This is a genomic window from Azospirillum sp. B510, assembly GCF_000010725.1.
Classification (GTDB): domain Bacteria; phylum Pseudomonadota; class Alphaproteobacteria; order Azospirillales; family Azospirillaceae; genus Azospirillum; species Azospirillum lipoferum_B.
The window spans coordinates 1,282,501-1,308,399 of record NC_013855.1 but is presented as its reverse complement, the minus strand read 5'-3'; the positions used below and the strand labels follow the sequence as shown (position 1 = coordinate 1,308,399).

Genomic DNA, 25,899 nt, shown 5'->3' with positions numbered 1-25,899 from the left:
TGGTATCCGCGCCGACCGGCGCGGCGGTGGCGGCCGAGCCCGCGCGGCCCCACGGCGATTGGAAATTGACAGGAAAGCATGAAAGATATATTTCATAACAATCATACATAAGAACTTATCCGGCCGATCGGCCAACCGGGGACGGCGGGGTATGTGCCGCCTGGCCGCCGGTTGCGAACGAAGCTGGGAGAACAGGGAGGAAGGACAATGGAGTCTGCCACGGGCATGCCGTCTCCGCCGCCGGGCCATGGTGGTGTATCAGGCGGCGCGTCAGGCGGCGGCGCCGCGGCCATTCTGCGCGACGTCTATCGCCGCGTCGGCACCATCGGGCTGGAACTGGCCGACATCACCGGCAATGTGCAGGAGGTCGCGGCGGTGGTGGACAGGCAGGGCGCGCAGTTCCGCACGCTGCGCGATACCGCCGCCGCCATGACCTCCACCAACGCCGCCATCGACCGGACCGCCGAACAGGCCAGCGCGGCGGCGGCGGCGGCAACCGGCGAGATCGCCCGGTCGCGCAGCGCGGTCGCCGACGCGGTGCGGAAGATCGCCGGGCTGATCGACGGCGTGGCCCGCATGGAACGTCAGCTGGCGCTGGTCAGCAACTCGCTGGGGCAGGTGGCGTCGGTGTCGCGGGCGATCCAGGCGATCGCCAAGCAGACCAACCTGCTGGCGCTGAACGCGACCATCGAGGCGGCACGGGCGGGCGAGGCCGGACGCGGCTTCGCCGTGGTGGCGACCGAGGTCAAGGAGCTTGCCCGCCAGACCCAGGCGGCGACCGTGCAGATCGGCGACACGGTGCAGGCGCTGACCTCGCAGGTGTCGGGCCTGATCGAGGATGGAGCCTCCGCCACGGCCGGGGCCACCCATGCCCGCGAGGGCACCGCGCTGATCGAACGGGTGGTGGCGCGGATGGAGGAGTCGGTCGCCACCGTCCACAGCGCCACCCATGCCATCGCCGAGGGCGTCCATGCCAATCTGAAGGACTGCACGGCGGTGGAGCGGGAGCTGGACGAGCTGGAACAGGCGGTCGCCGGTTCCTCCAGCCATCTGGCGGCGGCGAACCGCCGGCTGGAAGGGTTGCTGGAACTCAGCGAAAGCCTGATCGACCATATCGGCACCAGCCCGGTCCCGACCGACGACAGCCCCTTCCTCGCCGCCACGGTGGAGGCGGCGGCGCGGGTTTCCGCCCTGTTCGAGCAGGCGGTGGATGCCGGCGAGATCACGCTGAACGACCTGTTCGACGAGAGCTACCGTCCGATCCCCGGCACCAATCCGGAGCAACTCCTGACCAACTTCACCGCCTTCACCGACCGGGTGCTGCCGGCGGTGCAGGAGCCGCTTCTGGGGCTCGATCCGCGCGTCGCCTTCGCCACCATCGCCGACCGCAACGGCTATCTGCCCACCCACAACCGCAAATACAATCACCCCCAGGGATCGGATCCGGTGTGGAACGCCGCCCATTGCCGGGGGCGTCGGCTTTATCGCTTCCGCGCCGGCTTGAAGGCCGCCAGTTCGCCCCGGCCGTCGATCCACACCATGCCGCGCGACATGGGCGGCGGCAAACGCGTGCTGATCACCATCGTCAACGCCCCGATCCGGGTGCGCGGGCGCCAATGGGGCGCGTTCAGCATCGCGCTGATGCCGCCGGCCGATCGCTCGGCGCCCAACGCGGCCACCTGACGACACGGGCCGAAGCGTCAGAAGCTGTTGCGCTCGTGATAGGTCTGAAGGAACTGCCGGACCCGCGGTTCCGCGCATTCATGGAAGACCTCGCGCGGGGTGCCGAAGGCGGCGATGCGGCCACGGTCGAGGAAGGCGACCTTGTCGGCGACGTTGGCGGCGAAACCCATCTCATGCGTCACCACCACCATGGTCATGCCGTCGGCGGCCAGATTGCGCATGACCTGCAACACCTCGCCCACCAGTTCGGGGTCGAGCGCCGAGGTCGGCTCGTCGAACAGCATCAGGTGCGGCTCCATGGCGATGACGCGGGCGATGGCGACGCGCTGCTGCTGGCCGCCGGACAGGCGGGCCGGGTAGCTGTCGGCCTTGGCCGCCAGACCGACGCGGTCCAGCATCTGCCGGGCCCGCGTGGCCGCCGCCGCCTTGTCCAGGCCGCGGACCTGGACCAGCGCCTCGGCCACATTCTCCAGCGCCGTCATGTGGGGCCACAGGTTGAACTGCTGGAACACCATGCCGACGTTGCGGCGCAAATCCCGCAGGTCGCGGTTCGACAGCCGGCGACGGCGCGCATCGTCGCTGTAGCCGACCAGCCGGCCTTCGATGCGGATCTCGCCGCGGTCATAGACCTCCAGGAAGTTGACGCAGCGCAGAAGCGTGCTCTTGCCCGATCCGCTGGGGCCGATCAGGCAGACCACCTCCGACTTGTTGACGGTCAGGTCGATGTCGCGCAGCACCTCGTTGGTGCCGAAGCTCTTGCCGACGCCGCGGATCGAGACCATCGGCACGGCATCGCCGGCGGCCGGGGAACGGGGCGGCGCGGCGGTCTGGGAAACGGCGGTCATCACGCCCTCGCGGTTGCGGTGTCGGTCGGCGACCCCTGCGGCGCGGCATGGGTCAGGAAACGGGTGACGCGCGCCTCCAGCCGGCGGCCCAGGCGCGACACCACCTCCACCAACAGCCAGTAGAACAGCGCCATCCCCAGGATGGTCTCGAAGGTGGCGAAGGTCTCCGCCGCCATCGTCTGCATCTCGTACATCAGTTCCGGCACGGTGATGATCGACAGCACCACCGTCTCCTTGGTCAGGATCGCCATCATGTTGACGATGGCGGGGATGGTCGACACCAGCATCGCCGGAACGATCACCCGGCGCAGGATGGCGCCATGCGACAGGCCGAGGCTGAGTGCCGCCTCCACCTGTCCCTTCGGCACCGCCTGGTAGCCGGCGCGGAAGATCTCGGCGAAATAGGCGCTGCCATAAAGGCCGAGGCCGAGGATGCCCGCCGTCGTCGCCTCCAGCCGCAGGCCGATGGAGGGGCCGCCGCTGTAGAGCAGGAACAGCTGGATCAGGAAGGGGGTGCCGCGGATCACCTCGATATAGGCGCGGATGAGCCAGCGCAGCGGCCTTACCGGCACTTGCCGCAGCAGCATCAGGATGAAGCCCAGCACCATGCCGATCAGGCAGCCGGCGCCCCAGCACAGGATGGTGACGCCGAAGCCGCGCAGCAGCGCCGGGCCGTACTGGACGAGAAGGGAGAGGTCCAACATCGGATCAGGCCTGTTGCAGGCGGCGTTCGACCAGCGTGCCGAACAAGGCCAGCGCGCCGTTGATCGCCAGATAGATGAGGCCGGCCGCCAGATAGATCTCCAGCGGGCGGTAGTTGCTGGCGGAAATGGTCTGGCTGGTCCGCGTCAGCTCCGCCACCCCGACGACGGAGATCAGCGAGGAGGCCTTCAACAGCAGGATCAGCTCGTTGACCAGGGCCGGGACCGAGATGCGGAAGGCCTGGGGCAGCAGGATGCGGGACCAGATCGACCAGCCGGGAAAGCCCAGCGCCAGCGCCGCCTCCGACTGTCCGTGCGGCACGGCGTTCAGCGCGCCGCGGTAGATCTCCGACACATAGGCGCCGGACGCCAGCCCCAAGGCGGCGATGGAGGCGACCAGCGGCGGCACGTCGATGCCGATCAGCGGCAGCATGTAATAGATCAGCAGCAGCTGGATCAGCAGCGGCACGCCGCGGAAGAAGCTGACATAGACGCCGCCGGCGATGTCGGCCGCCCGGCCGCCGGACTGGCGGGCGACGCAGACGGCGACGCCGATCACCTGCCCCAGCAGCACGCCGAGCAGCGAGACCCAGATGGTCGTGACGGCCGCCCCCAGCAGATAGGGAAAGGCGTCGATGATGACGCTGAACTTCATCGGGTGGGCCTTGGGTCGGTGATTCCCGAACCTGATCCCCTCTCCCCAGGGGGGAGAGGGGGGTAAGACGGGACCCGCCTTACAGCTGCGGTTCCGGAACGGTGGTCGGCAGGGCCTGGGAGACACCGAACCACTTCTTCTGGATGGTCGCCATGCGGCCGTCCTTCTGGATCGTCACCAGCGCGGCGTTGACCGCCTCGATCAGGCTCTTGTCGTCGCCGCCGGGGCGGCCGACCCACGAGAAGTAGGACGGCTTGCCGAAGGGCGGCAGGACGACGGCGAAGGTGTCCTTGCGCTGGGCGGCGGCGAAATTCAGGTTCGGCAGCGAGTTGACCGAGGCATCGACGCGGCCGGCGGCCAGATCGGCGTAGGACTGGTTGCTGTCGACATATTCACGCACGTCCGGCGGCGTCGGCAGGGTCTGGCCGAACTCCTTGACCTGGGCCAGCTGCGAGGTGCCCTTGCCGCCGCCGACCTTCTTGCCGGCGATGTCCTCCGGCTTGGTGATGGTCTTGTCGTCGGCGCGCTTCATCAGGGCGGCGGTCGCCTCGGAAATCGGAACGGTGAAGGAATAGCGCTTCATGCGTTCCTTGGTGATGGTGACCGGGGCGATGACCAGATCGAACTTCTTGGCCTCCAGACCCGGCAGCACGCTGGTCCAGGGCAGGTCGATGTATTTGGCCTTGACGCCCAGCTCCTTCGCCACCTCGTCGAACAGGTCCTTGTCGACACCCTTGTATTCGTTGTTCTCAAGGAAATCGAAGGGCGGGAACTGCATCTCGGTGGCGACGGTGAACACGCCAGCCTTCTTCACATCGGCCAGCGTGTCGGCCATCGCGGTGCCGGCGGCGGCCCCGGCGACCAGCAGGGTCGCACCCAGCAGCGCCGTCTTGAACATCGTCCGAACCATGGCCTTGCTCTCCATCATGAAGTCACCCCTGTTGCGGCCGGCGGCTGTCGCCGGTCCTTTTGTGTTTACAAATTCAACTCGGTCGCGCTGTCGGTGATCGACGACCCGCTGAGGCTGAAACGGTCACCGACGGAAAGAAAATGTACCAGCGTCACCGGCCGGCTGAGATGCATGGTCTGCCGCCGGACCGACAGGCAGGCCGTCCCCGGCTCCACCCCCAGCAGGGCCGCCATCTCCGCCGTGGCGTTGACCGCGCGCACGGTGTGATCGGCGGACGACCAGGGAACCCGCTCGACCAGCCAGCGGCTGGGGGCCACGGCATCGAACGCCTCGTCCATCACCTCCGGCACCGCCTCCAGATTGACGAGGCGGCGCTCGTGCTGGATCGGGGTTCCGTCGCTGAAATGCAGACATTCCAGCGCCAGGATCGGCGTCCCGTCGGGCAGGTCGGGCCAGCGGATGCCTTCGCCGTTGCGAAGGGGCTTGCGCTCGCGGATGCGGAACTCGTAGACGCGCCCCTCCCGCGCGACGACGTCGCCGATGTCCTCGATGGGCAGGGCGAAACGGTCGCGGCGGCCGGTCGCGACGAAGGTGCCGGCGCGGCGGCGGCGGATCAGAAAGCCTTCCTTCGCCAGCAGCGCGATGGCCTTGTGCACGGTCTGGCGGGAGACGCCGTAGAGGTTCGACAATTCCGCCTCGTTGGGCACGCGCTGGCCAGCCCGCCAGCGGCCGCGCAGGATCTGCCCGGCGACGGCGCGCTTGATCTGGTCGAACAGCGGCCCGCGCCCATCCAGCACGCGGTCGGGAACATGGCCACCCTGCACCGGTTCCGCCGGTGGGGATGCCGGTCCGTCAACGCGGCCCCGTACGGTCAGGTCCTGCCGTGTCAACCCCTGCACCCCGCTCTCCGCGCCGCGTTGAGATGTGACGTTTCGGCGATAATGTATGTACATAATCTTTCGGTCAATCGTGATTTCCCGCCGCCGTCACCGCCTTGCTGCGACGCGGAAGAAAATCGCCTACTCCCTTCGCCGGGTCTTGCGCCAGCGCGCGAAAAAGCCAATTGGGATGTCGGACTTGCGATAGAATCCCATCGGTCGCGTGCATTTTGGCAGAGCAAGGCAAGGTTGGGTTGAGAGTGCATCAGGCAATGGTACGGGACGATCTGGTCGCCTGCGCCGATTGTGGGCGTCTGCATCGTGTCCGTGATCTGCCGCGCGGTGGCCGTGCCGTCTGCACGCGGTGTGGGGCGCTGCTTTACCGCCATGTCTCCGGCGGGCCCGGCCATGCCCTGCCGATGGCGCTGACGGCGCTGCTGCTGCTGGGACTGATCGCCGTCAACCCGCTGATGGCGGTCCATATCCAAGGCAATGACCGCGCCGGGCTGGTCACCACCGGGATCGAGGCGCTGGCCGATCAGGGCATGTGGCCGCTGTCGCTGCTGGTCGGGGCCTTGGTGCTGGCCGCCCCGCTGCTCCGCGTTCTGGGGGTGATCGCCGTGCTGCTCCGCCTGCGGGGCGGCCGTCCGCCTGAATCGCCGCGGGCGACCGCAAGGCTGTTCGCCCTGACCGAATCGCTGCGCCCCTGGGCGATGCTGGATGTCTTCCTGCTCGGCCTGCTGGTCGGCTATTCCAAGCTGTACGGCTTCGCCAACGCGGAGATGCTGACCGGCGGGCTGGCTCTGGGCGCCTATGTGCTGGCGATCACCGCCATGGACCAGGGCCTCGACCGCCGGAGGCTGTGGTCGGCCATCGACCATGCCCAGCCCGACCATGCCCAGCCCGACCATCCGCCGCCCGACCCCGAACCACCGCCCCGGCGCTGGATCGCCTGTTCCGTCTGCCAGCGTATCCATTCCTATGACGGGGACCATGATCATGGGCCGGCACCGCACCGCTGCACGCGCTGCGGCAGCCGCCTGCATGCGCGCGAGCCCGACAGCCTGGGGCGGACCACGGCGCTGGTCACCGCCAGCGCCATCCTCTATGTGCCGGCCAACCTGCTGCCGGTGATGACCGTCGTCAATTTCGGCCAGGGCGATCCCAGCACGATCCTGGGCGGGGTGGGCGAATTGGCCGGGTCCGGCATGTGGCCGCTGGCCCTGCTGGTCTTCGTCGCCAGCATCGCCGTGCCGATCCTGAAGCTGGGCGGGCTGGTCTGGTTCGTCGTCGCCTCCTGGCGCGGGTCCGCCGCGAGGCTGCATGGCCGGACCCGGCTCTACCGCTTCATCGATGCCATCGGACGCTGGTCCAACGTGGACGTCTTCATGATCGCCATCCTTTCGGCGCTGGTGCAGTTCGGCGCCGTCGCCTCCATCCGTGCCGGTTCCGGCGCGCTCGCCTTCGCCGCCGTGGTGATCCTCACCATGCTGGCGAGCCATGTCTTCGATCCGCGCGTGATGTGGGACCGCGCCGATGGAGTGCGCCATGACTGACGACGGCCAGTCCGCCCCGCCCGCCCCGGATTCGTCCACCCCGCATCCGCCGGAGGTGGCGGTTTCCACCCGGCGCCGGCTGTCCATCCTCTGGCTGCTGCCGCTGGTGGCGGCACTGATCGCCGGCTGGCTCGGCTGGCGCTGGCTGGAGGAGCGCGGCCCCCAGATCGTCATCACCTTCCCGTCCGGCGACGGTCTGGAGGCCGGACGGACCCGGATCAAGCACAAGAACGTCGAACTCGGCGTGATCGAGGCGGTCCGGCTGTCCGACGATCTGTCCCAGGTGATCGCGACCGCGCGGATGGATCGCGCCGCGACCCGCCACCTGAAGGAGGGCACCCGCTTCTGGGTGGTGGCTCCCCGCCTCAGCCTGGCCGGCGTGTCCGGTCTGAGCACGGTGGTGTCCGGCACCTATGTGGAGATGGAGCCCGGCGGCGGCGACGACCGCCGCGAGTTCGACGCGCTGGACGAGCCGCCGGCCGTCCGCGCCGACGTTCCGGGACGCAGCTTCAGCCTGAAGGCGGAGCAGCTCGGCTCGCTGGCCCAGGGCTCTCCGGTCTATTTCCGCGGCGTCCAGATCGGCGAGGTGATGAGCTACAACCTGTCGCCGCAGGATCGCACGGTGTCGGTCTCCGTCTTCGTCCGCGCGCCCTATGAGAGTGTCGTGCATGAGGGAAGCCGGTTCTGGCGCTCGTCGGGGGTCCAGTTCACCGCCGGGGCCGACGGCATCAAGTTCCAGACCGAATCCCTCAAGACGCTGGTGCTGGGCGGCGTGGTTCTGGAAACCCCGCCCGATCCGGAGGCCGGACCGCAGGCGGCGGACTGGGCAAGCTTCGTCCTCTACGAGGATCAGGCATCGGCCGCCGCCGCCCGTGACCGGCTGCGCGTGCGCTACCGGCTGGAGTTCCCCGGATCCGTCCAGGGCTTGCAGGCCGGGGCGCCGGTGCTGATGCGCGGCCTGACGGTCGGGCATGTGGCTGCCGTCAGGATCGAGTATGACGAGGCCTCGCGGCAGATCCGCATTCCGGTGGACATCGACCTGGAGCCCGATCTGGTCGCCCGCACCTACGGCATTTTCGACAACCGGCCGATGGACGAGGCGGCCTTGCGCCGGCTGGTCGCCACCCAGGTTGAAAAAGGCATGCGGGGCCGGCTGGCCTCGGGCAATCTGCTGACCGGACAGAAGCTGGTGTCCTTCGACTTCGAACCGGGGCCATACCGGCCGGCGCCGGGGACCGAGAGATCGGAACTGCCGACGCTGGCCTCCAGCGACATGGATTCGCTCACCCGCTCGGCCGGGGCGGTGATGGACAAGGTGGCGGCGCTGCCGCTGGATGGGCTGATCGCAGATCTGCGCGGCACCCTGCAATCGGTGAGCGGTGTCGCCGGCTCGCCCGATCTGGCGCGGTCGCTGGCCGCACTCGCCAAGGCGCTGGGCAGTGCCGATGCGCTGATGCGCAATGCCGACCGCCAGTTGCCGCTGTTGGTGAAAAGCCTGAACGGCGTGGCGGCGGCGGCGGAGGGCACGCTGAACAGCGCCAAGGGGCTGCTGGGCGGCGGCGGCGGGCAGGCCGATCTGCCCGGCGTCATGCGGCAGTTGAACGACGCCGCGCGGTCCTTCCGCGTGCTGGCCGATTATCTGGAACGTCATCCCGAAGCGCTGCTTCAGGGCAAGAAATAGCAGGGGCGAGAAACAGTGGCAAATCGGGTGAAGGGATGGATGCGCGGATTGCGGAGCACCGCGCTGGCGGCGCCGCTTCTCATGCTGGCGGCCTGCCAGTCGACGCCGGACAGCCGGCTCTACACGCTGTCTGTTGTGCCGCCCGAGGGGGGCGGGCTGCCGACGCGATCCGTTCCCCCGGCCATGGCGGCCGGAACCCTGGCACTGGGGTCGGTGGATTTGCCGATGCTGATCGACCGGCCGCAGATCGTCCGCCGGCTCGACAGCAACCGGGTCGAGGCACTGGAGTTCGACCGCTGGGCCGAGCCGCTGGCCGACGGCCTGCGCTCCTCCCTGGCCGGTGATCTTGCCGCCCGGCTGCCGGGCGTAACCGTCCTGCCTGTGGCCGGCAGCGCCCCCGGAGAGGGGACCGCCCTGCTGTCCGTCACCGTTCTGCGCTTCGATGCCGACGCCGGCGGGCGCGTGGTTCTCGATGCGCAGTGGAGCCTGTCGCCGATGAGCGGTGCCGCGTCCGGCAGGACCGGCCCCCAGCGTGAGACGGTGGAGGTTTCCGCTGCCGCCGCTCCGGCCGAGCCTCCCGCCGCCCAGGTCCGGGCGATGAGCCAGGCTGTCGCGGTGTTCACCGATCGGATCGTGGCGGCCCTGTCCAAAAAATAGTTTTTCTCCTCCGATATTCTCCTTTTGAGGGTTGACCGATCCCGATTGCCCTTCTTTCATTGAAGGGCAATCGGGCGAACTCCCTTATTCAGGTTGCGGATCGACGCCGGATGGCGGACCTGTTCCGCAACGGTCCTTTCCCTCCGGGTCGGGGCGGTGTCACCGGGAGTTTGTCCGCAAAACAAGCTCTTTTGACTGGCCGACCTCAGGGAGAGGGTTAGACATGAACGGATTCCTCAAAGGTATTTTCAGCGCGGCCATCGTTCTGCCAGCCCTGTTGGGCATTCCGTCGGCAGAGGCCGCTCAAAGCTCGACCAAGTCCACGGCCTATTCGCCGGGACCGGCCATCGATGCGATGAGCTGGGGCGTCTTCATCGATGCGGTGGGGCCGGTGGAAGGCGGCGTGCGGTTCGAGACCTGGGCCACCGATCCGGACACCTACACCGCCAATCCGCAATGGCCGGGAACGGTCAAGGCGACGAAGGATGCCAACCGCTTCGGGATCAGCGCCTTCCAGCATGCCCGCCTGCTGCAATTGAGGAAGAAGGGGGTGGCGACCGCCCAATCGGCCGAGATCGGCGCGCCTTGCGCCCTTCCGCTGGGACCGGCGGCCGGCAATTTCCCGCAGGCCAAGGAAAAGACCCCCGAAGCCAAGATCTATTGCGTCGCAGAAGAGGTGCGGCGCAACAAGCCCGCCTTCGACTACATCGTCAACAGCAACATCTACACCACCGCCGGCCTCAAGAAGGCGTGGAAGGAGAAGCTCGACATCCAGTATCCCTTCACTGCGGTCGCGATCAAGATCGACTGGGTGCCGCAGGCGGGGCTGGTCAAGTGGCTGACGAACAACGGCATGTCGGAGAAGGACGCCAACGCGCAGCTCTCCAGCTACTACACCACCGTTTCGGGCGACACCACCTACGCCATGGTCGCCATGCATGTCAGCTCCAAGGTTCTGCCGCAATGGCTGTGGGCGACCTTCGAGCACCAGAGCAACCCCGGCCGCTGCGACACCATGGGGTGCTATGACCAGTTCGGCACGCAAAACCAGAGCGTGTCTCCGGCGGCGACGGACAACAGCTTCTACACCACCCCGACGAGCGCCTGCGTCAAGTCGCCGGAGCTGACCGCGCTGTTCAAGTTGGCCAGCGTCGCGCCGGTCTTCAACAATTACTGCCTGAAGGCGTCGCAGGTCAGCTATCTGTCGACCCAACCGGCGACGCTGAATGAACCCGTCCTCGACGGCAACAGCGTGACCGAGCGGATCGTCGTCAATGTGCCGATCGCCGAATCCTCCTGCATCACCTGCCACAAGGCATCGGCCTTCAACGCCAAAGGGCAGGTTAATCTCGGCCAGCTCGGGCAGAATCCGATCGGCGAGCTGACCCTGCCGGCCGGCTACCGGTCCGCCGACTTCCTGTGGGGCGTCATCAACGCCAAGTGAGGCGCACCGCGCGGGAGCGGCCGACGGACGCTCCCGCTTTGCCGGACCGCCGAGGGGGCGGGCCGATCAATGAACGAGCGTGCCGCCAGGGTCCACCATCGGGGTGGGGGTGGCGGCATGACGCATGGTCCGGACCTGCCGCCCTTGTCCGGGTCTGCCCGCTTCACGGTTGGACTCGGGAACGGTATCGACGGCCGGGTCGGGCAGAACCAGGCCGGCACGGGCCAAAGCGGAAGCAAGTATGCAGAGTGGCGCCATCGCCATCCGCACGCCCGGCAGCGGCAGCCAATCGCTCATCAGGATTCCGGCCTCGCCATGCGCACCCTGCTGCGCCAGCCGCAGCATGTCGAGCAGCAGGACCTCGTCGATGCCCAGCGCCGGGCAGGGCGGGCGGTGCAGGTCGAGAGGGCGGTTGGCCGCCGCCAGCGTGATGCGCAGCAGCGTATCGAAGGCGACCGCCGCATCATTGGACAGGCCCGCCTCGACCAGCCCGTCCTGCCAGTGCGGATGACGGCGCTCCGGCTCCCGCAGCGGCTCGACCCAGAGCCGAAGCGCCGACACGATCAGCGCCTCCGTACCGCTCAGGGTCTGGAAACGCTCGCGACTTGCGGCGGCACGGCGATGAGGCTGCATGGCGGGACTCCGCTTCGGATGGATGAGCGGAGGGTAGGCCGGCTCAAATCTAAATGCAAGTAATTCTCATTATCATTTTTCCGACCAGCGGGTCAGCCATCCCGCCAGCCGGTCGAATCCGGCGTCGATCACCACCGCGAGGGCGGCGACGATCAGGGCGCCCTGGATGACATAGGCCTGATTGGAGCCGTTCAGCCCGACGATGATCGGCAGCCCCAGGGTCTTGGCCCCGACGGTGGAGGCGATGGCGGCGGTGCCGACATTGATGATGACGGCGGTGCGCACGCCGGCCAGGATCACCGGGGCGGCCAGCGGCAGTTCGACCCTGAACAATAGCTCCGCCGATCCCATGCCCAATCCGCGGGCCGAGTCCAGCACCGGCGCCGGAACCCCGTCCAGCCCGGCGACCGTGTTCTCCACCACCGGCAGCAGGGCGTAGAGCGTCAGCGCGATCAGCGCCGGTTCCGGACCGAAGCCCATCACCGGCACCGCCAGCGCCAGCACCGCCACCGGCGGGAAGGTCTGGCCCATGGTGGCGACGGTCTCCAGCAGGCCGCGGAATTCCCGGCCCCAGGGCCGCGTCACCGCGATGCCCGCCCCGCCGCCCAGCAGGATGGCGGCGAGGCTGGAGGCGCCGACCAGCGCCATATGGTCCAGTGTCAGGCGGACGAAGCTCTCCGCCTCGTAGAGCGGGCGGTCGAGACCGGGATAGAGGGTGGCGAACAGGGGTTTCAGCGACGGCATGCCCAGCACGAGCGCCAGCAGCGCCACCAGCCCCAGCATCAGCCGGTCGGTCAGAAACTCCCGCGGCGCCATGCCGGCGACGGTCATGGCGAGCCGCCCGCGCCGGGCCGCACGAGGTCGGACAAATGGAGCACCCCGGCCGGGCGGCCGTCGCCGTCCATCACCGGCAGCCGTTCGGTGCCGCGGGCGACCATTTCGGACAGGGCCCGGTGCAGCGGGGTTTCGGCGGCCAATGGCGCGCCGCCGACGCTCTCGCGCGGACGGGCGCGGTCGCCCGCCGTCTCCACCGCCAGCCGCTTCAACCCCCAATCCTCCCGCCCCACGAGGTCGCGCACCAGAGGGTTGGCCGGGCGGGTCAGGATCTCGAGCGGGGCCGCGCATTGGATCAGCCGACCATGGTCCATCACCGCGATGCTGTCGCCCAGCAGCAGGGCCTCGTCCATGTCGTGGGTGACGAAGACGATGGTGGTGCCGGTGCGCCGGTGGATGGCCGACAGTTCGGTCTGGAGGCTGGAGCGGGTGATCGGGTCGAGCGCGCTGAACGGCTCGTCCATCAGCAGGATGCGCGGCTCGGCCGCCAGCGCGCGGGCGACGCCGACGCGCTGCTGCTGGCCGCCGGACAGCTGGTGCGGATAGGCGGCGCGGTAACGGCGCGGGTCGAGGTTCAGCAGTTCCAGCAGTTCCGTCACCCGGTCGCGGATGCGGGTCCTGGGCCAGCCGAGCAGGCCGGGCACCGTCGCGATGTTGCGTTCCACCGTCCAGTGCGGGAACAGCCCGACCGACTGGATGACATAGCCCATGCGACGGCGGAGTTCCTCCGGCTTCAGCGACGCGATGTCCTCGCCGTCGATGCGGATGATGCCGTCGTCGGCCGGGATCAGCCGGTTGATCATCCGCAGCACCGTCGATTTGCCGGAGCCGGACGGGCCGATCAGCACGCGGAACTCCCCCTCCGCCACGGTGGAGGACACGGCATCGACCGCCGTCCAGGAGCCGAAGCGCTTGCTCACGCGCTCGAAGCTGATCATGGCGCATTCCTTTCCGGCGGACCGCCAAGGCGGTTGGTGGTGGCGGCGATGCCGATCGACAGCAGGGCATCGGCCGCCACCGCCATCAGGATGACCGGAACGGCTCCCAGCAGCACAAGGTCCAGCGCATTGGCGAACAGCCCCTGGAACATGATGGCGCCCAGGCCGCCGGCCCCGATCAGGGCTGCCACCGCCGCCAGCCCGACCGCCTGGACGACGGTGATGCGCAACCCCGACAGGAAGACCGGCAGGGCCAGCGGCAGTTCCACCCGCAGGAAGATCTGGCGCGGCGTCAGTCCCATCCCGCGCGCCGCCTCCCGCACCGGGTCGGGAACGCCGTCCAGCCCGACCACGGTGTTGCGCACGATCGGCAGCAGCGAATAGAGCGTCAGCGCGATCACGGCGGGCAACGGACCGACGCCGCTGATTCCCATCCCCGGCAACAGGGCGCCCAACGCCGCCAGGGGCGCCATCAGCAGGCCGAACAGCGCGATCGACGGCACCGTCTGCACCACGTTCAGCAGCGGGAACACCGCGCGCCCCACCGCCTCCAACCGCTGGGCCGCGACGCCCAGGGGAACGCCGATCAGCAGAGTCGGCACCAGCGCCGTCGCCACCAGGGCGGCATGGCGCAGCACGGCGTCGGCGAACAGCTCGCGCCGGTTGGCGTATTCCTTGAGGATCGACAGCTGATCGAGGTGGCCCGAGGACAATTGCAGCGCCACCAGCCCGGCGACCGCCGCGCCGACGGCCAGCCGGCCGGCGGTTCCCAGCCCCAGCCGCCGCGCCGCGTCGACGGCCGTCAGCAGCCCCGCCGCCGTCATCACCCAGAATCCCGAGGAGAAGGAGGTTCGCGCCGCCGCGGAGGCGCCGTCCGCCAGCGCCGCCGCCTGCGTGCCGGCCAGCCAGACCAGCCCGGCGGCGAACAATCCACCGGCCGCGATGGTCAGGCCGAGCACGATGCGGGTCGGTCGCAGGAACGGTACCGCCAGCAGGACAAGCCCCGTCAGCAGGACCGCCACCCCGCCCATCCCCCGCAGCGCCGCCGACAGCGGCACCGGCCGCCCGGACAGCAGCCGGTTCGGTGCGAAGCCGAGGAAGGGCAAGGCCAGGGCGGCGGCCACGATGGCCAGGACCATCAGCAGGGCGACCCGGTTGCGCAGGGGGCGGTCGGGCAGGGAAAGGCGTCCGGTCACGTCGTCGGCTTACTTCAGGAAGCCCTTGGACTTCAGCCAGTCGGTGGCGACCTGCTTCTGGTCCTGGCCATCGACCGAGATCCTGGCGTTCAGCGCGCGGAGCGTCTCGGCATCCAGGCTGGCGAAGACCGGATCCAGCAGGTCCGGGATCCTCGGATTCGCCGCCAGCACCGGCGCGCGCATCGTCGGCGCCGGCTCATACACCATCTGCGCCCCCTTGGTGTCGGTCAGAACGACGAGGTCCAGCGCCGCGATCGCGCCGTCCGTGCCATAGACCATGGCGGTGTTGACGCCGGAGGTCTGCTCCGCCGCCGCGCGGATGGTGGCGGCGGTGTCGCCGCCGGCCAGGATCAGCATCTGGTCGGGTTTCAGGCTGAAACCATAGGTCTGCTGGAAGGAGGGCAGGGCGGCCGGGCTCTCGACGAACTCGGCGGACGCGGCGACCTTGGCCTTGCCGCCGCCGGACACCCATTTGGCGAAATCCTCCATCGTCTTCAGCGTGTTGGCCTCGGCCACGTCATGGCGGACGGCCAGCGCCCAGGTGTTGTTGGCCGGGGCCGGCTTCAGCCAGACGATGCCGTTCTTCTCCTTGTCGAGCTGCCGGACCTTGTCATAGCCGGCGCCGGCATTCTTCCAGACCGGGTCGCTGTCGACATTGAAGAAGAAGGCGCCGTTGCCGGTATATTCGGGATAGATGTCGATCTCCCCGGCCAGCAGCGCGCCGCGAACGATCTTGGTGGGCCCCAACTGGATTTTGTTCTCCGTCGGGATGCCGTTGGCCTGAAGCACCTGCTGGATCATGGTGCCGAGCAAGCCGCTTTCGGCATCCAGTTTCGAGCCGACACGCACCGCGTCGGCCGCCTGCGCCGATCCGGCGGCAAGTCCGAACGCGACCCCGAACACGACCGCGGCCGCTCCCATCGCGGCGCGGGCCTTGTTGAACAGTGTGAACACCCCTGACCTCCCCCTCGATGCATTGGGGAAAGGATGGGTGACGGCTTGGCCAACGGCAAGCGGCGCTTTCCGACTGTCCGATCCTGGATATGAATTTCGGCCTGTTCCGGTGAGGAAACTTCCAGGCGCCATCGCTGTTGAGCGGGATACCGCAGCAGGAGTGTTTCCGATGACCCAGGGCGACAAGGACAAATACACCGACAAGCAGAAGCGCAAGGCCGGGCATATCGAGGAGGGTTACGAGAAGCGTGGCGTCTCCCATGACGAGGCGGAACGGCGCGCCTGGGCGACCGTCAACAAGCAGGATGGGGGCGGCGAAAAAGGCGGGTCGGGCGACAAGGCCTGAAACCAAGGCCTGTGACCGGGGCCTGTGACCGGGGCCTGGCAGGCCGCTGCCCGGCCCTTCCGGGATCACAGCAGGTCGATGACCGCGTCGGTGGTGGTCAGGTCGCAGAATTCATAGCCCAGCGTCGCGACATGGACGGCATGGACCTGCTCGGCCGGAATCGTTCCGCCCTGGCCATCCGGCAGGTCGAAGCAATCGCAGGCGTCGGTGACCAGCATGATCGGCCATCCGAAATTGGCGCCGGTGCGCACGGTGGTGGAAACGCACATGTCGGTCGAGATGCCGAACACCACCAGCCGTTCGATGCCCTGCCGACGTAGCCGCAGGTCGAGGTCGGTGCCGATGAAGGCTGAATTGACGCTCTTGCTGACGACCGCTTCGCCGTCCAGCGGTTCGAAGCCCGCGCGGAAGTCGTTGCCGGGCTGGCCGTGACGGAGGGTGGAGGCCGCCGCCTGCGAATCGTGCCGCACATGGATGATCGGCCGTCCGCTGCGCCGCCAGGCATCGAGAAGCCTCAGGCCATTGTGATCGAGCGCGCGGTTCCAGCGGCGCGGCCAGGGCGGCCCGTCGAAGGCGCGCTGCATGTCGACCAGCAGAAGAAGCGAGGCGGCCGGAAGCGAGGTCATTGGATACTCCGTGCGAATCGTTCATGGTTCCCGTGCGGCAAAATCCGCCAAAGACGCGCCGGTCGCAGCCCGGCAAGATGCCGGCGGACCGGCATTGTGCCGGTGGTGGTGGTGGCGGCGGTGGCGAGCGTGGGACCGGGGGATGGACGAGAAGGATCGGATTCTGCTCGCGGCGTTGCGCCAGGACGCCCGCCGCACGCTGGTGGCATTGGCCCGCGATGTCGGGCTGTCGCGCAGCGCCACCCAGGAGCGGCTTGACCGTCTGCTGAAGGCGGGGGTGATCAAGGGCTTCACCACCGTCGAGGAGGGGCCGGCGCTGGATGGGGTCGCCGCCTATTTCCTGCTGCGCCATGAGCCGGGGCGAAGCTGTGTCCAACTGCTTCCCAAGCTGCGGCGGATTCCCGGACTGGTGGCGATGGATGCGGTGGCCGGTCCCATCGATATGATCATCCGGGCCGAGGCGGCGGACATCCGCGGCATCGAAAGCGCCCGCGCCGCCATCGCCGCGCTTCCCGGCGTCGCCGAGGTGACGACGCAGATGGTGCTCGAACGGTTCGTCTAGGAAGGAGAAGGATCTCAGCCCCCGCGATAGCTCCATTCGCTGTCCAGCGCCGCGGCGTCGCGGTCGCGCAGCAGGGCGACGTCGGCATGGGCCGGCGACAGCTCGCAGACCGGATCGGTGGTGTCGGCGCTGCCGGCGAGCGCCAGCGCCTGACAGCGGCAGCCGCCCCAATCCTCCTCTTTGTGGTCGCAGGACCGGCAGGGATCCGGCATCCAGGCGGTGCCACGGTACCGGGTGAAGGCCGCTCCGTCGCGCCAGATGTCGGACAGGCTACGGTCATGCACCGTCTCGAACTCCATGCCCGGAATGGTCTCGGCGGCGTGGCAGGGCAGGACACGGCCTTGCGGGGTGACGTTCATGAAGCGCCGGGCCCAGCCGCCCATGCAGCTTTTCGGACGGCGGGCGTAATAATCCGGCACGACGTAATCGACGACGATCCGTCCCGCCAGTTCCGGCAGCCGGGCGCGCACCGCCGCGTCCATCGCCAGAAGCTGGTCGCGCGACGGCATCAGCGCCGCGCGGTTGGCGAGCGCCCAGCCATAATACTGCACGTTGGCGATCTCGATCCGCCCGGCGCCGAGATCCATCGCCAGATCGATGACGTCATTCACCCGGTCGATGTTGTGGCGGTGCAGCACCGCATTGATGGTCAGCGCCAGACCCTGGGCCACCACCGCCCGCGCCATCTCCAGCTTCTTCGCGTGGCCACCCTTGAAACCACCGACCCGGTCCGCCCCGGCGGCGGCCGAATCCTGGAGGCTGATCTGCACATGCTGAAGTCCGGCCCGCCGCAACCGCTCCAGGCGCGGCTGGTCGAGCAGAACGGCCGAGGTGATCAGATTGCTGTAGAGACCGATCTCGGTGGCGTGGGCGACCAACTCTTCCAGATCCTTGCGGACGCAGGGCTCGCCGCCGGAAAAATGGACCTGGAGGGCGCCGGCATCCGCCGCCTCGTCCAGCACGCGTTTCCAGGTGGCGCTGTCCAACTCGGCGCTGGCGGGGTCGAGCGCCACCGGGTTGGAGCAATAGGGGCAGCGCAACGGGCAGCGGTGCGTCAGCTCCATCAGCACAGCGAAGGGCGGTGCCGGCTCGGCGGCGGTCGCGGCGGCGAAGGCGGGCAGGGCGCAGCTCATTCGACACACCTCCTGTGGACGCGCCTCATGTGACGACATAGCCCTTGTTGCGCAGGTCGGTCAGCAGTTCCAGAACATCGGCGGCGACCTCCGGGCGCGGGGCGTCATACTCGGCCGCCAGCCGGTCGATGCCGCTGGTCACATCGGCGGCCTCCGGCCCGACACAGGCCCGCACCACCGCCAGCGCCATCTCGTCGAGCACGAGCAGACGTTCCGGCGCCATCAGCATCCATTGGCCACGGCGGCGGTCGTTGCGCAGCATGACGCCGGGGGCCAGCCGCAGCCGGTCGGCCTCCGCGATCGCAGGGGTGGGGGCAGGGGTGGGGGCAGGGGTGGGGGCAGGGGTGGGGGTGGTCACCGGCTGTACCGTGTCGCATCCATGTCGGCGGGAACGAAGGCGCCGGGTGGGATCAGGTTGGGGGTGATATAGGCATGGTGCAGGGCGTCGAGCTGCGCCCACAGCAGCTCGGTCTTGAAGCGCAGGGCGTGCAGGCACTGACGCTGCCGCTCCGCCGTGCGGGCATTGGTCAGCACATACTCCAGCCCGAATTCCACGTCGCGCGGCGCCTCGTCCAGCCGCTTGCGGAAATAGGACAGGGTGCTGTCGTTGGCGAACGCGTAATTCCGCTCGAAGCCGGCGATCCGCTCGCGGTGGATCGACGGGGCGAACAGCTCCGTCAGCGAAGAGGCCACGGCCTCCAGCAGCGAATGGTCACGCACGAAATTGACATAGGCGTCCACCGCGAAACGGGTGGCGGGCAGGATGCCCTCCAGCGACCTTACATAATCGCGGTCCAGCCCCAGCCCGTCGGTCAGCCGCAGCCAGCGTTCGATGCCGCCGACCTTGGTCTCGTCCAGTTCGCCGGTCTGGGTCAGGCCGTCATGGTCGAGAACCCGTTGCAGCCAGGTCCGGCGCAGCGCCGGGTCGTCCATGCGCGACATGATGGTCAGATCCTTGCGCGGGATCGACACCTGATAATAGAAGCGGTTCAGCGCCCAGGCCTGGATCTGTCCCTTGCGCAGCTTGCCGCCATGGAGAAGCTGATGGAAGGGATGGAGGTCGTGATATTGCCGCTCGCCGATGGCGTGGAGGGCGTCGCGGAACGCCTCGCGGGACATCGGGGCATCGGCGGGCGGGGCATCGGCGGGCGGGGCATCGGCGGGCGGGGTCTCGGTGGGGAGGTCGGTCATAGGGTCAGCTCCAGCCCGTCATGGGCGATGCGCCAGCCGGCCGCCTCGGCCTCCGCCCGCTCGGGCGAATCCTCCAGCAGGGCGGGGTTCGTGTTGTTGATGTGGATGTAGATCTTGCGGGCGACAGAGAGCGGCGCGAAGGCGGCGATGCTTCCCTCCGGTCCCGACATCGGCATATGCCCCATGCGGCCCGCCGTCTTGACTCCGGTGCCGTTGCGGATCATCTCGTCATCGGTCCAGGTGGTGCCGTCGAACAGCACCAGCGCCGCCCCGAACAGCCGGTCGGCGAGCCAGCCGGGCAGCGCGGCGCAGCCGGGAATGTAGAAGAAGCCGTCACCCGACCCGTCGCTCGGGCGGATGCGCACCGCCACCGTATCCTCCGCGACCGATCCGAAGCCGGGACCGGCCGAGGCATCCTCCAGATAGAGCGCCACCTTGCCTGGCACGGCGAAGGCCTCCACCTCCAGCCCCAGCGGGCGGCCATCGGCCCCGGTTGGCTCGAACGGTTCGCCCAGCGCCATCTGCCGGCGGGCGACCAGATCCGGGTTCAGCACATTGAAGACACTGTTGCCGGCCAGCACGCCATGGACGCGGGTCGTGGCGTAGATGGAGAAGGGGTGGGATTCGCGCAGCGTCAGCAGGCCGGCGACATGGTCGATGTCGGCGTTGGTCAACAGTGCCGCGCTGATCGGGTTTCCGCGCAGGCCGCCCGTCGGATGAAGCTGCGGATTGGCCAGCAGCTGCGCGCCAAGGTCGGGCGAGGCGTTGAGCAGCAACCAACGCTCACCGTCCGCTGTCACCGCCAGCGACGACTGGGTACGCGGCTTGGCCGCCGGATCGCCGGAGCGGGCGCGGCGGCATCCCGCGCAGGCGCAGTTCCATTGCGGAAATCCCCCGCCGGCCGCCGAACCGAGAACGAGAATCTTCATGGCCACCGTCTTCACGCCGTTCCGTCGGGAGCCGTCTCGGATGCGGTCCAGAGAGAGGCTGGTGGAAGGGAGGGGGACCGGGGAAGGATGTCACACAGCGCCCCGGTCCCGAATCGTTGGGCTTTGAGGGCCGGCTTACAGGCCGGCGCAGGCGTAGGCGTTGATTTCGGTGCCGACGGCGATCTCGATGGTCTTCGGTTTGCGCCAGGTCTTCATCGCGGGTTGCTCCTGATTGCAGATTGTTGATGGCCATGATGGTTGGCAAGATGAAGAGTATCCGTCCGGGGTGGGGGATCGCCATGCTACCATGGTGTAATCCGCCATCCCCTTCGGCCCCGTCCCTCCGCCGGTTTCAGGGCGCGGGCGCTGTCGGTGGTGGCAGCGGATGCGCCTCCTCCGTCGGCAGACCGGCCTCCATCCAGCCGTCGATGCCCGTCGGGTACCAATGGACCCGGGCATAGCCAAGCAACACCGCGCGCTTCGCCGCGTTCCACGACATCCAGCAATCGGACAGGCAATAGAACAGAATATCACGCGCCCGGTCGCCGGCGGTCAACCGGTCCAACTGCGATTCGAACCAGCCCAGCGTGGCGGCATCCGGTGCGCCCAGTCCGACATTGGGCAACCAGACGCTGCCGGGAATCTGCCGGTAAGGCTTCGATTGCAGCCAGGGGCCGCCGGGAAGCGTGCTGCGTTCAAGCCGCTGGACGAAGATCGGGATCGTACGGCCCTGCGCCAGCAGGGAACGCACCGCAGCCGTGTCGACAGTCTCCGCCCCGGGGACGCCGTCCGGCGTGGGGGAGCGGTAGTCGGACAGGCGGTAACCCTCCGGCTGCGGCACGCCGGCGGCGAAGGCGGCAGGATTGAACCCTATGGTCGCGAGAAGGGCGAGGGTTGGGAGGGTCAGGCCGATCCGGACTGTCGGGAACCGCAAATCCGCCTCACCGCCGGTCGGCCAGAACGCGGTTGGCGATCACCACCGCCTGGGTACGGCTGTAGACCTTCAGCTTTTGCAGGATGGCGGAGACATGGGCCTTGACCGTCGTCTCGGTGATGCTGAGATCGAAGGCGATCTCCTTGTTCAGCTTGCCGGTGCCGAGCAGCTCCAGGACTCGGAGCTGTTGCGCCGTCAGGGTGGAGATGCGGCGCGCGATCTCAGCGGTCTCGGCATCCTCGCAATCGTTGGCGCCGTCCTCCACCCCGGTCTGGGGCGGAACATAGAGTTCGCCGTTCAGCACTTGGCGCAAGGCGGCGGCGATGGCATCGCGGGGGGTGGATTTCGGAATGAAGCCGGCGGCCCCGCTCTCCATCGCCTCCCGGACCCAGCGGCGCTCCTCATGGGCGGAAACGACGACGACCGGGGTCGCCGGGAAACGCTGGCGCAGCGTGCGCAGCCCACCCAGCCCGTTCATGCCCGGCATGTTCACGTCCAGCAGCACGAGGTCGAGGTCGCCCCGTTCCTCCAGCGCCTGCATGACGCTGTCGAGCCTGTCCGCCTCCATCACATCGGTGGCCTGGCAGGAATAGAGCACCGCGCTGCGCAAGGCGTCGCGCACCATCGGGTGGTCATCGGCGATCAGGATCCGGGTCATGGCCTGCGGTTCCCTGCACAGCGGCGGAGAGGATGGGCGGCGGGAAGACTTTCCGACTCCATTGTGTCAGACTGAAACGGGAAGGTGCAATACCGTGAACAGCACAAATTGTTTTGTGCGCGAACATGTCGCACGGCCATCGGACATACCCCCTTCGATTGAAGCCGGCGGTCAGTCTTCATGCACGGTTTCCAGCCAGGAGCGGATCGCCCACAGCGCCTCCTGCCCCAGGGCCTCGCCGAATTTCGGCATATAGGTGACGCCATTGCGGATCGAACCGTTGGTGACGCGTTCCTTGAACCACTCGTCGCCGGCATCGCCCTTTTCGAGATAGCGCAGGTCGGGAGCGATGCCGCCGGACACCGCGCCCAGCCCATGGCAGCGCGCGCAGTTCTGGTTGAAGGCCGACGCGCCGATCTCGATGGCGCGCGGATTGCCGCGGTAGGGATTGCTGTCCCGCCAGGTGTCGCCCAGCTTCTCCAGCCCCGCGGTGTCCACCGGCTGGGGCACGACGTCGCCATGGGCGAAGGCCCCACCTGTCAGCGCCGCCGCCAGCAGCCCGCCCATGACAACCGCCTTTGGGGCTGTTGGCGAAAGGTTGCCGCGTGAAGGGGGTGGCGGCGGGCAGGGCCTGTGCGTCATCGGTGCGTCCTCTTCCTGCATCCGTTTTTGGCTCCCGCGTTCACCGCGCCTCCGCCCCGGTTTCGCGGGGAGGCGGGATGGTCGCAGGGCCGGATTGCGGCCGAGGATAGCAATCGTTCGTTCGCTTAATTATTCGACGATGGTCGAATGACGATTGCGGCAGTTTGCGGATTGGCGGGTGGCAGAGGGATCGCTGCCCAACGCCGGCCGTCAGGCCAGTGGTGGCAACCGCCCGGCATTGATCGCCGATTTCACCTTCGCCAGTTGCCGCACCGCGGGATCACCCAGCCGCAGCGCGACGCCGGTGGACAGCACGTCGATCAATGTCAGATGCACCAGCCGCGACGCCATCGGCGTGTACATCTCCGTGTCCTCCACCGGCTGGCTGGCGATGACCACGGTCGCCATGGAGGCGAGCGGCGACCGGGGGGCGGTGATCGCCACCACCGCCATGCCCTGGGCCCGCGCCGCCGCGGCCAGCTCGTTGATCGTCCCGCTGCGCCCGGTGTTGGACAGGGCCAGCAGAACGCAGCCGGCCCCCATATTGACGAGCAGCATGCGTGCCAGCACCGGATCGGCGCAGGGCTGGGCATCGGCGCCGAACCGCAACAGCTTGTGCGCGGCGTCCTGGGCCAGCGCGCTCGACCCGCCGGTGCCCACGCACAGCACCCGCGGCGCATCCGCCAGCAGCGTGATCGCCCGCTCCAGCGCCCGGTCGTCCAGCGCGGCCGAAGCGGTGGTGAGGGCGGCGGCGCTCGATGAAAAAATTTTTCGCGCCAAGATGCCGACATCATCGTCCGGCGCGACGTCCTGGCTGACATAGGGGGTGCCGCCCCGCGCCTCGTCCCGCGCCTGCGATCCGGCGAGCCGCAGCTTGAAATCAGGGAAGCCGGCACAGCCGACGCTGCGGCAAAACCGCACGACCGTCGCTTCGCTCACCTCGGCCGCCTGCGCCAGGGATGTGACGTTCAGATCCAGAACCCGCCGTGGATCGGCCAGCACCAGATCGGCGATCCGCCCTTCGGACCGCTTCAGCCCGCTGCGCCGCCTGCGGATTTCGCCCAGCATATCCAATGGTGTAGGAGTGGCGGATGCGCTGTTGACCGGGGATGGCATGGCGTAAGGTTGCTTCTCTGGAAGAGGGCTTCGAGGGAGAGCTTCGAACCGCGCTTTTCCCCCATTATGAAGAATTTTGCCGCGGATGGCGAGAAATCCAGTCGCGGCGGCCTATGTATGAAAAAAAATTTCTTCACAGCCCGCCCTCCCAGGCGTATGGTCCGTTTCGGAAATCATCGCCTCCCACTAACGGTCGAGACGCGATCATGAGCAAGCCCGCCTCCCTGAATTCTGTCGTCGCCCGCGTGACGGAGCGCATCGCGGAGCGCAGCCGCGACCGCCGTGCCGCTTATCTGGCGCGGTTGGAAAGCGCCGCCGGAAAGCCGCGCCGCCATCGCCTGGGCTGCGCCAACCTCGCCCATGCCTTCGCCGCCTGCGGCGCCAACGACAAGGCGGCCTTGCGTGGCGAGGTCCAGCCGTCGATCGGCATCGTCACCGCCTACAACGACATGCTGTCGGCCCATCAGCCCTATGAGCACTATCCGGCGCTGATCCGCCAATCGGTGCGCGCGGCCGGCGGCGTCGCCCAGGTGGCCGGCGGCGTGCCCGCCATGTGCGACGGCGTCACCCAGGGCTATGAGGGGATGGAGCTGTCGCTGTTCAGCCGCGACGTCATCGCGCTGGCGACCGGCGTCGCCCTGTCCCACGCCACCTTCGACGGCGTGCTCTGCCTGGGCATCTGCGACAAGATCGTCCCCGGCCTGGTGATCGGCTCGCTCGCCTTCGGCCATCTGCCGACGATCTTCGTTCCCGCCGGCCCGATGCCCTCCGGCCTGTCGAACGCCGACAAGGCCAAGGTGCGCCAGCTCTACGCCCAGGGCAAGATCGGACGGGACGAGCTGCTGGAGGCGGAGTCCCAGGCCTATCACGCGCCGGGCACCTGCACCTTCTACGGCACCGCCAACACCAACCAGATGCTGATGGAGATCATGGGCCTGCATCTGCCGGGCGCCAGCTTCGTCAATCCCGACACGCCGCTGCGCGACGCGCTGACCGATGCCGCCGCCCGCCGGGTGGTGGCGATGGCCGCTCCCGGCGCCGGCTCGCCGATCGGCCGCATCGCCGACGAGCGCGCCCTGGTCAACGGCATCGTCGGGCTGCTGGCGACCGGCGGTTCGACCAACCACACCCTGCACATCCCGGCCATCGCCGCCGCCGCCGGCATCGAGCTGACCTGGGAGGATTTCTCCGACCTGTCGGCCGTCGTCCCGCTGCTGGCGCGCGTCTATCCCAACGGCAGCGCCGATGTGAACCGCTTCCACCAGGCCGGCGGCATGCCCTTCATCATCGGCCAGCTGATCGATGCCGGCCTTGTCCATACCGACATCGCCACCGTCTGGGGCGAGGGCGGTCTGGAGCCCTATCGCAGCATGCCGGAGCTGGACGAGGGCGGCGCCCTGAGCTGGACCCGCTCCGCCACCGACCAGAGCGGCGACCCGACGGTCGTCGCCACCACCGCGGCCCCCTTCGCCGCCGAGGGCGGTCTGCGCGTGCTGACCGGCAATCTCGGCCGCGGCGTCATCAAGATCTCGGCGGTCAAGCCGGAACATCGCGTGATCGAGGCGCCCGCCCGCGTCTTCGACAACCAGGAGGCCGTCCAGGCCGCCTTCCGCGCCGGTGACCTGGACCGCGACGTCGTCGTCGTCGTCCGCTATCAGGGGCCGGCCGCCAACGGCATGCCGGAACTGCACAAGCTGACCCCGCCGCTGGGCGTGCTGCAGGACAAGGGCTTCAAGGTGGCGCTGGTCACCGATGGCCGCATGTCCGGCGCCTCCGGCAAGGTGCCTGCCGCCATCCACGTCACGCCGGAGGTGAAGGGCGGTGGTCCGCTCGGCCGGGTGCGCGACGGCGATATCCTGCGGCTGGATGCCGAGGCCGGAACGCTGGACGCCCTGGTCGATAGCGCCGAATGGCAGAGTCGTGGCGCTCCGCCGCCGCCGAGCGAGGATGCCTCCCACGGCTGCGGGCGCGAACTGTTCGCCCTGTTCCGCAACAATGCCGGCGCGGCGGAGAAGGGCGGCTCCGTCCTCAACCTGCTGGGCTGATCCGGCAGGCGATTCCTGGAACCCCGGGGCCGGCATCGGGTCGTGCCGGCCCGCATTGTGACCGGCCCATCCCTGTGGCACCATGAACGCACGGGCTGCCCAGAGGCACCGTGCCACCGACGTCGAGAGGTCCGAAGATGAACTCCCGCTCC

At 68.6% G+C, this 25,899-nt stretch carries 29 protein-coding genes (1 of these 29 only partly in view); 9 read left to right on the top strand and 20 right to left on the bottom strand.

What is annotated here, in order from left to right; translation table 11 throughout:
* Nucleotides 1–207: 207 nt before the first annotated feature.
* A complete protein-coding gene (locus AZL_RS20760; protein ID WP_148219514.1) occupies nucleotides 208–1,683 on the top strand; it encodes a methyl-accepting chemotaxis protein in 1,476 nt (491 codons plus the stop codon).
* Nucleotides 1,684–1,700: 17 nt separating this feature from the next.
* On the opposite strand, the gene AZL_RS20755 is transcribed toward AZL_RS20760, so the two are convergent.
* From AZL_RS20755 to AZL_RS20735, 5 genes are all read right to left on the bottom strand, one after another.
* Nucleotides 1,701–2,528 carry an amino acid ABC transporter ATP-binding protein gene (locus AZL_RS20755; RefSeq protein WP_012976424.1) on the bottom strand — a complete coding sequence of 276 codons (828 nt, stop codon included), beginning with the start codon at nucleotides 2,526–2,528 and terminating at the stop codon, nucleotides 1,701–1,703.
* The gene (locus tag AZL_RS20750; RefSeq protein ID WP_012976423.1) at nucleotides 2,528–3,232 is read right to left on the bottom strand and encodes an amino acid ABC transporter permease; all 705 of its coding nucleotides are present in this window, start codon (nucleotides 3,230–3,232) and stop codon (nucleotides 2,528–2,530) included. The genes AZL_RS20755 and AZL_RS20750 overlap by 1 nt, the downstream gene beginning before the upstream one ends.
* 4 nt (nucleotides 3,233–3,236) lie before the next feature.
* Nucleotides 3,237–3,884, bottom strand: a complete 648-nt coding sequence (locus tag AZL_RS20745; protein WP_012976422.1) for an amino acid ABC transporter permease — start codon at nucleotides 3,882–3,884, stop codon at nucleotides 3,237–3,239.
* Nucleotides 3,885–3,963: 79 nt separating this feature from the next.
* On the bottom strand, nucleotides 3,964–4,794 hold the full coding sequence (locus AZL_RS20740) for a transporter substrate-binding domain-containing protein (protein WP_371304236.1): 831 nt from the start codon (nucleotides 4,792–4,794) through the stop codon (nucleotides 3,964–3,966).
* A gap of 65 nt (nucleotides 4,795–4,859) precedes the next feature.
* On the bottom strand, nucleotides 4,860–5,693 hold the full coding sequence (locus AZL_RS20735; protein WP_148219513.1) for a UTRA domain-containing protein: 834 nt from the start codon (nucleotides 5,691–5,693) through the stop codon (nucleotides 4,860–4,862).
* Nucleotides 5,694–5,944: 251 nt separating this feature from the next.
* On the opposite strand from AZL_RS20735, the gene AZL_RS20730 reads away from it, so the two are divergent.
* The 4 genes from AZL_RS20730 to AZL_RS33555 all read left to right on the top strand — a co-directional run bounded on the left by AZL_RS20730 (nucleotide 5,945) and on the right by AZL_RS33555 (nucleotide 11,010).
* Nucleotides 5,945–7,228, top strand: a complete 1,284-nt coding sequence (locus AZL_RS20730; RefSeq protein WP_042444379.1) for a paraquat-inducible protein A — start codon at nucleotides 5,945–5,947, stop codon at nucleotides 7,226–7,228.
* The gene (locus tag AZL_RS20725) at nucleotides 7,221–8,909 is read left to right on the top strand and encodes an intermembrane transport protein PqiB (RefSeq protein WP_042444377.1); all 1,689 of its coding nucleotides are present in this window, start codon (nucleotides 7,221–7,223) and stop codon (nucleotides 8,907–8,909) included. The genes AZL_RS20730 and AZL_RS20725 overlap by 8 nt, the downstream gene beginning before the upstream one ends.
* Nucleotides 8,910–8,948: 39 nt before the next feature.
* On the top strand, nucleotides 8,949–9,566 hold the full coding sequence (locus AZL_RS20720; protein WP_042444375.1) for a PqiC family protein: 618 nt from the start codon (nucleotides 8,949–8,951) through the stop codon (nucleotides 9,564–9,566).
* 223 nt (nucleotides 9,567–9,789) lie between these two features.
* Complete coding sequence (locus AZL_RS33555; RefSeq protein WP_012976416.1) at nucleotides 9,790–11,010, top strand: hypothetical protein; 1,221 nt, start codon at nucleotides 9,790–9,792, stop codon at nucleotides 11,008–11,010.
* 66 nt (nucleotides 11,011–11,076) lie between these two features.
* Here the strand turns inward: AZL_RS33555 and AZL_RS20710 are convergent, their stop codons facing one another.
* From AZL_RS20710 to AZL_RS20690, 5 genes are all read right to left on the bottom strand, one after another.
* Nucleotides 11,077–11,643, bottom strand: coding sequence for a hypothetical protein (locus AZL_RS20710; RefSeq protein WP_012976415.1), 567 nt, complete (start codon nucleotides 11,641–11,643; stop codon nucleotides 11,077–11,079).
* Between the two features lie 72 nt (nucleotides 11,644–11,715).
* Nucleotides 11,716–12,474, bottom strand: a complete 759-nt coding sequence (locus tag AZL_RS20705) for an ABC transporter permease (protein ID WP_305729355.1) — start codon at nucleotides 12,472–12,474, stop codon at nucleotides 11,716–11,718.
* Nucleotides 12,471–13,415 carry an ABC transporter ATP-binding protein gene (locus AZL_RS20700; RefSeq protein WP_012976413.1) on the bottom strand — a complete coding sequence of 315 codons (945 nt, stop codon included), beginning with the start codon at nucleotides 13,413–13,415 and terminating at the stop codon, nucleotides 12,471–12,473. Before AZL_RS20700 ends, AZL_RS20705 begins: the two co-directional genes overlap by 4 nt.
* The gene (locus AZL_RS20695; protein ID WP_042444705.1) at nucleotides 13,412–14,554 is read right to left on the bottom strand and encodes an ABC transporter permease; all 1,143 of its coding nucleotides are present in this window, start codon (nucleotides 14,552–14,554) and stop codon (nucleotides 13,412–13,414) included. Before AZL_RS20695 ends, AZL_RS20700 begins: the two co-directional genes overlap by 4 nt.
* A gap of 66 nt (nucleotides 14,555–14,620) precedes the next feature.
* Nucleotides 14,621–15,532, bottom strand: a complete 912-nt coding sequence (locus AZL_RS20690; protein WP_042444703.1) for a glycine betaine ABC transporter substrate-binding protein OsmF — start codon at nucleotides 15,530–15,532, stop codon at nucleotides 14,621–14,623.
* 202 nt (nucleotides 15,533–15,734) lie between these two features.
* Between AZL_RS20690 and AZL_RS36640 the strand changes: the two genes are divergently transcribed.
* Entirely contained in the window at nucleotides 15,735–15,911 is a 177-nt protein-coding gene (locus AZL_RS36640; protein WP_012976410.1) for a hypothetical protein, read from the top strand.
* Nucleotides 15,912–15,976: 65 nt separating this feature from the next.
* On the opposite strand, the gene AZL_RS20680 is transcribed toward AZL_RS36640, so the two are convergent.
* Nucleotides 15,977–16,537 (bottom strand): cysteine hydrolase family protein, encoded by a 561-nt coding sequence (locus tag AZL_RS20680; RefSeq protein WP_012976409.1) that lies wholly within the window; start codon nucleotides 16,535–16,537, stop codon nucleotides 15,977–15,979.
* 142 nt (nucleotides 16,538–16,679) lie between these two features.
* On the opposite strand from AZL_RS20680, the gene AZL_RS20675 reads away from it, so the two are divergent.
* A complete protein-coding gene (locus tag AZL_RS20675) occupies nucleotides 16,680–17,099 on the top strand; it encodes an Lrp/AsnC family transcriptional regulator (protein ID WP_012976408.1) in 420 nt (139 codons plus the stop codon).
* Between the two features lie 14 nt (nucleotides 17,100–17,113).
* On the opposite strand, the gene pqqE is transcribed toward AZL_RS20675, so the two are convergent.
* The 9 genes from pqqE to AZL_RS20630 form a co-directional block, all read right to left on the bottom strand.
* Complete coding sequence (pqqE, locus tag AZL_RS20670) at nucleotides 17,114–18,232, bottom strand: pyrroloquinoline quinone biosynthesis protein PqqE (protein WP_012976407.1); 1,119 nt, start codon at nucleotides 18,230–18,232, stop codon at nucleotides 17,114–17,116.
* Between the two features lie 25 nt (nucleotides 18,233–18,257).
* A complete protein-coding gene (gene pqqD / locus AZL_RS20665; RefSeq protein WP_012976406.1) occupies nucleotides 18,258–18,590 on the bottom strand; it encodes a pyrroloquinoline quinone biosynthesis peptide chaperone PqqD in 333 nt (110 codons plus the stop codon).
* Nucleotides 18,587–19,423 carry a pyrroloquinoline-quinone synthase PqqC gene (pqqC, locus tag AZL_RS20660; RefSeq protein WP_012976405.1) on the bottom strand — a complete coding sequence of 279 codons (837 nt, stop codon included), beginning with the start codon at nucleotides 19,421–19,423 and terminating at the stop codon, nucleotides 18,587–18,589. Before pqqC ends, pqqD begins: the two co-directional genes overlap by 4 nt.
* The gene (gene pqqB, locus AZL_RS20655) at nucleotides 19,420–20,352 is read right to left on the bottom strand and encodes a pyrroloquinoline quinone biosynthesis protein PqqB (protein ID WP_012976404.1); all 933 of its coding nucleotides are present in this window, start codon (nucleotides 20,350–20,352) and stop codon (nucleotides 19,420–19,422) included. Before pqqB ends, pqqC begins: the two co-directional genes overlap by 4 nt.
* A gap of 135 nt (nucleotides 20,353–20,487) precedes the next feature.
* Entirely contained in the window at nucleotides 20,488–20,676 is a 189-nt protein-coding gene (pqqA, locus tag AZL_RS37115) for a pyrroloquinoline quinone precursor peptide PqqA (protein ID WP_247894375.1), read from the bottom strand.
* Nucleotides 20,677–20,704: 28 nt separating this feature from the next.
* Nucleotides 20,705–21,286 (bottom strand): rhodanese-like domain-containing protein, encoded by a 582-nt coding sequence (locus tag AZL_RS20645; RefSeq protein ID WP_247894374.1) that lies wholly within the window; start codon nucleotides 21,284–21,286, stop codon nucleotides 20,705–20,707.
* 7 nt (nucleotides 21,287–21,293) lie between these two features.
* Entirely contained in the window at nucleotides 21,294–21,944 is a 651-nt protein-coding gene (locus tag AZL_RS20640) for a response regulator transcription factor (protein ID WP_012976402.1), read from the bottom strand.
* Between the two features lie 171 nt (nucleotides 21,945–22,115).
* Nucleotides 22,116–22,511, bottom strand: coding sequence for a cytochrome c-550 PedF (gene pedF, locus AZL_RS20635; RefSeq protein ID WP_042444367.1), 396 nt, complete (start codon nucleotides 22,509–22,511; stop codon nucleotides 22,116–22,118).
* Nucleotides 22,512–22,796: 285 nt separating this feature from the next.
* The gene (locus tag AZL_RS20630) at nucleotides 22,797–23,702 is read right to left on the bottom strand and encodes an SIS domain-containing protein (protein ID WP_012976400.1); all 906 of its coding nucleotides are present in this window, start codon (nucleotides 23,700–23,702) and stop codon (nucleotides 22,797–22,799) included.
* A gap of 206 nt (nucleotides 23,703–23,908) precedes the next feature.
* Here AZL_RS20630 and edd point away from each other — a divergent pair, with 206 nt between their 5' ends.
* On the top strand, nucleotides 23,909–25,747 hold the full coding sequence (edd, locus tag AZL_RS20625) for a phosphogluconate dehydratase (RefSeq protein WP_012976399.1): 1,839 nt from the start codon (nucleotides 23,909–23,911) through the stop codon (nucleotides 25,745–25,747).
* 137 nt (nucleotides 25,748–25,884) lie between these two features.
* Nucleotides 25,885–25,899 carry the 5' end (the start) of a glucose-6-phosphate dehydrogenase gene (zwf, locus tag AZL_RS20620; protein ID WP_012976398.1) on the top strand. The gene runs 1,506 nt beyond the window's last position, so the window shows 15 of its 1,521 coding nt (coding positions 1–15); its start codon is at nucleotides 25,885–25,887; its stop codon lies beyond the right edge, outside the window.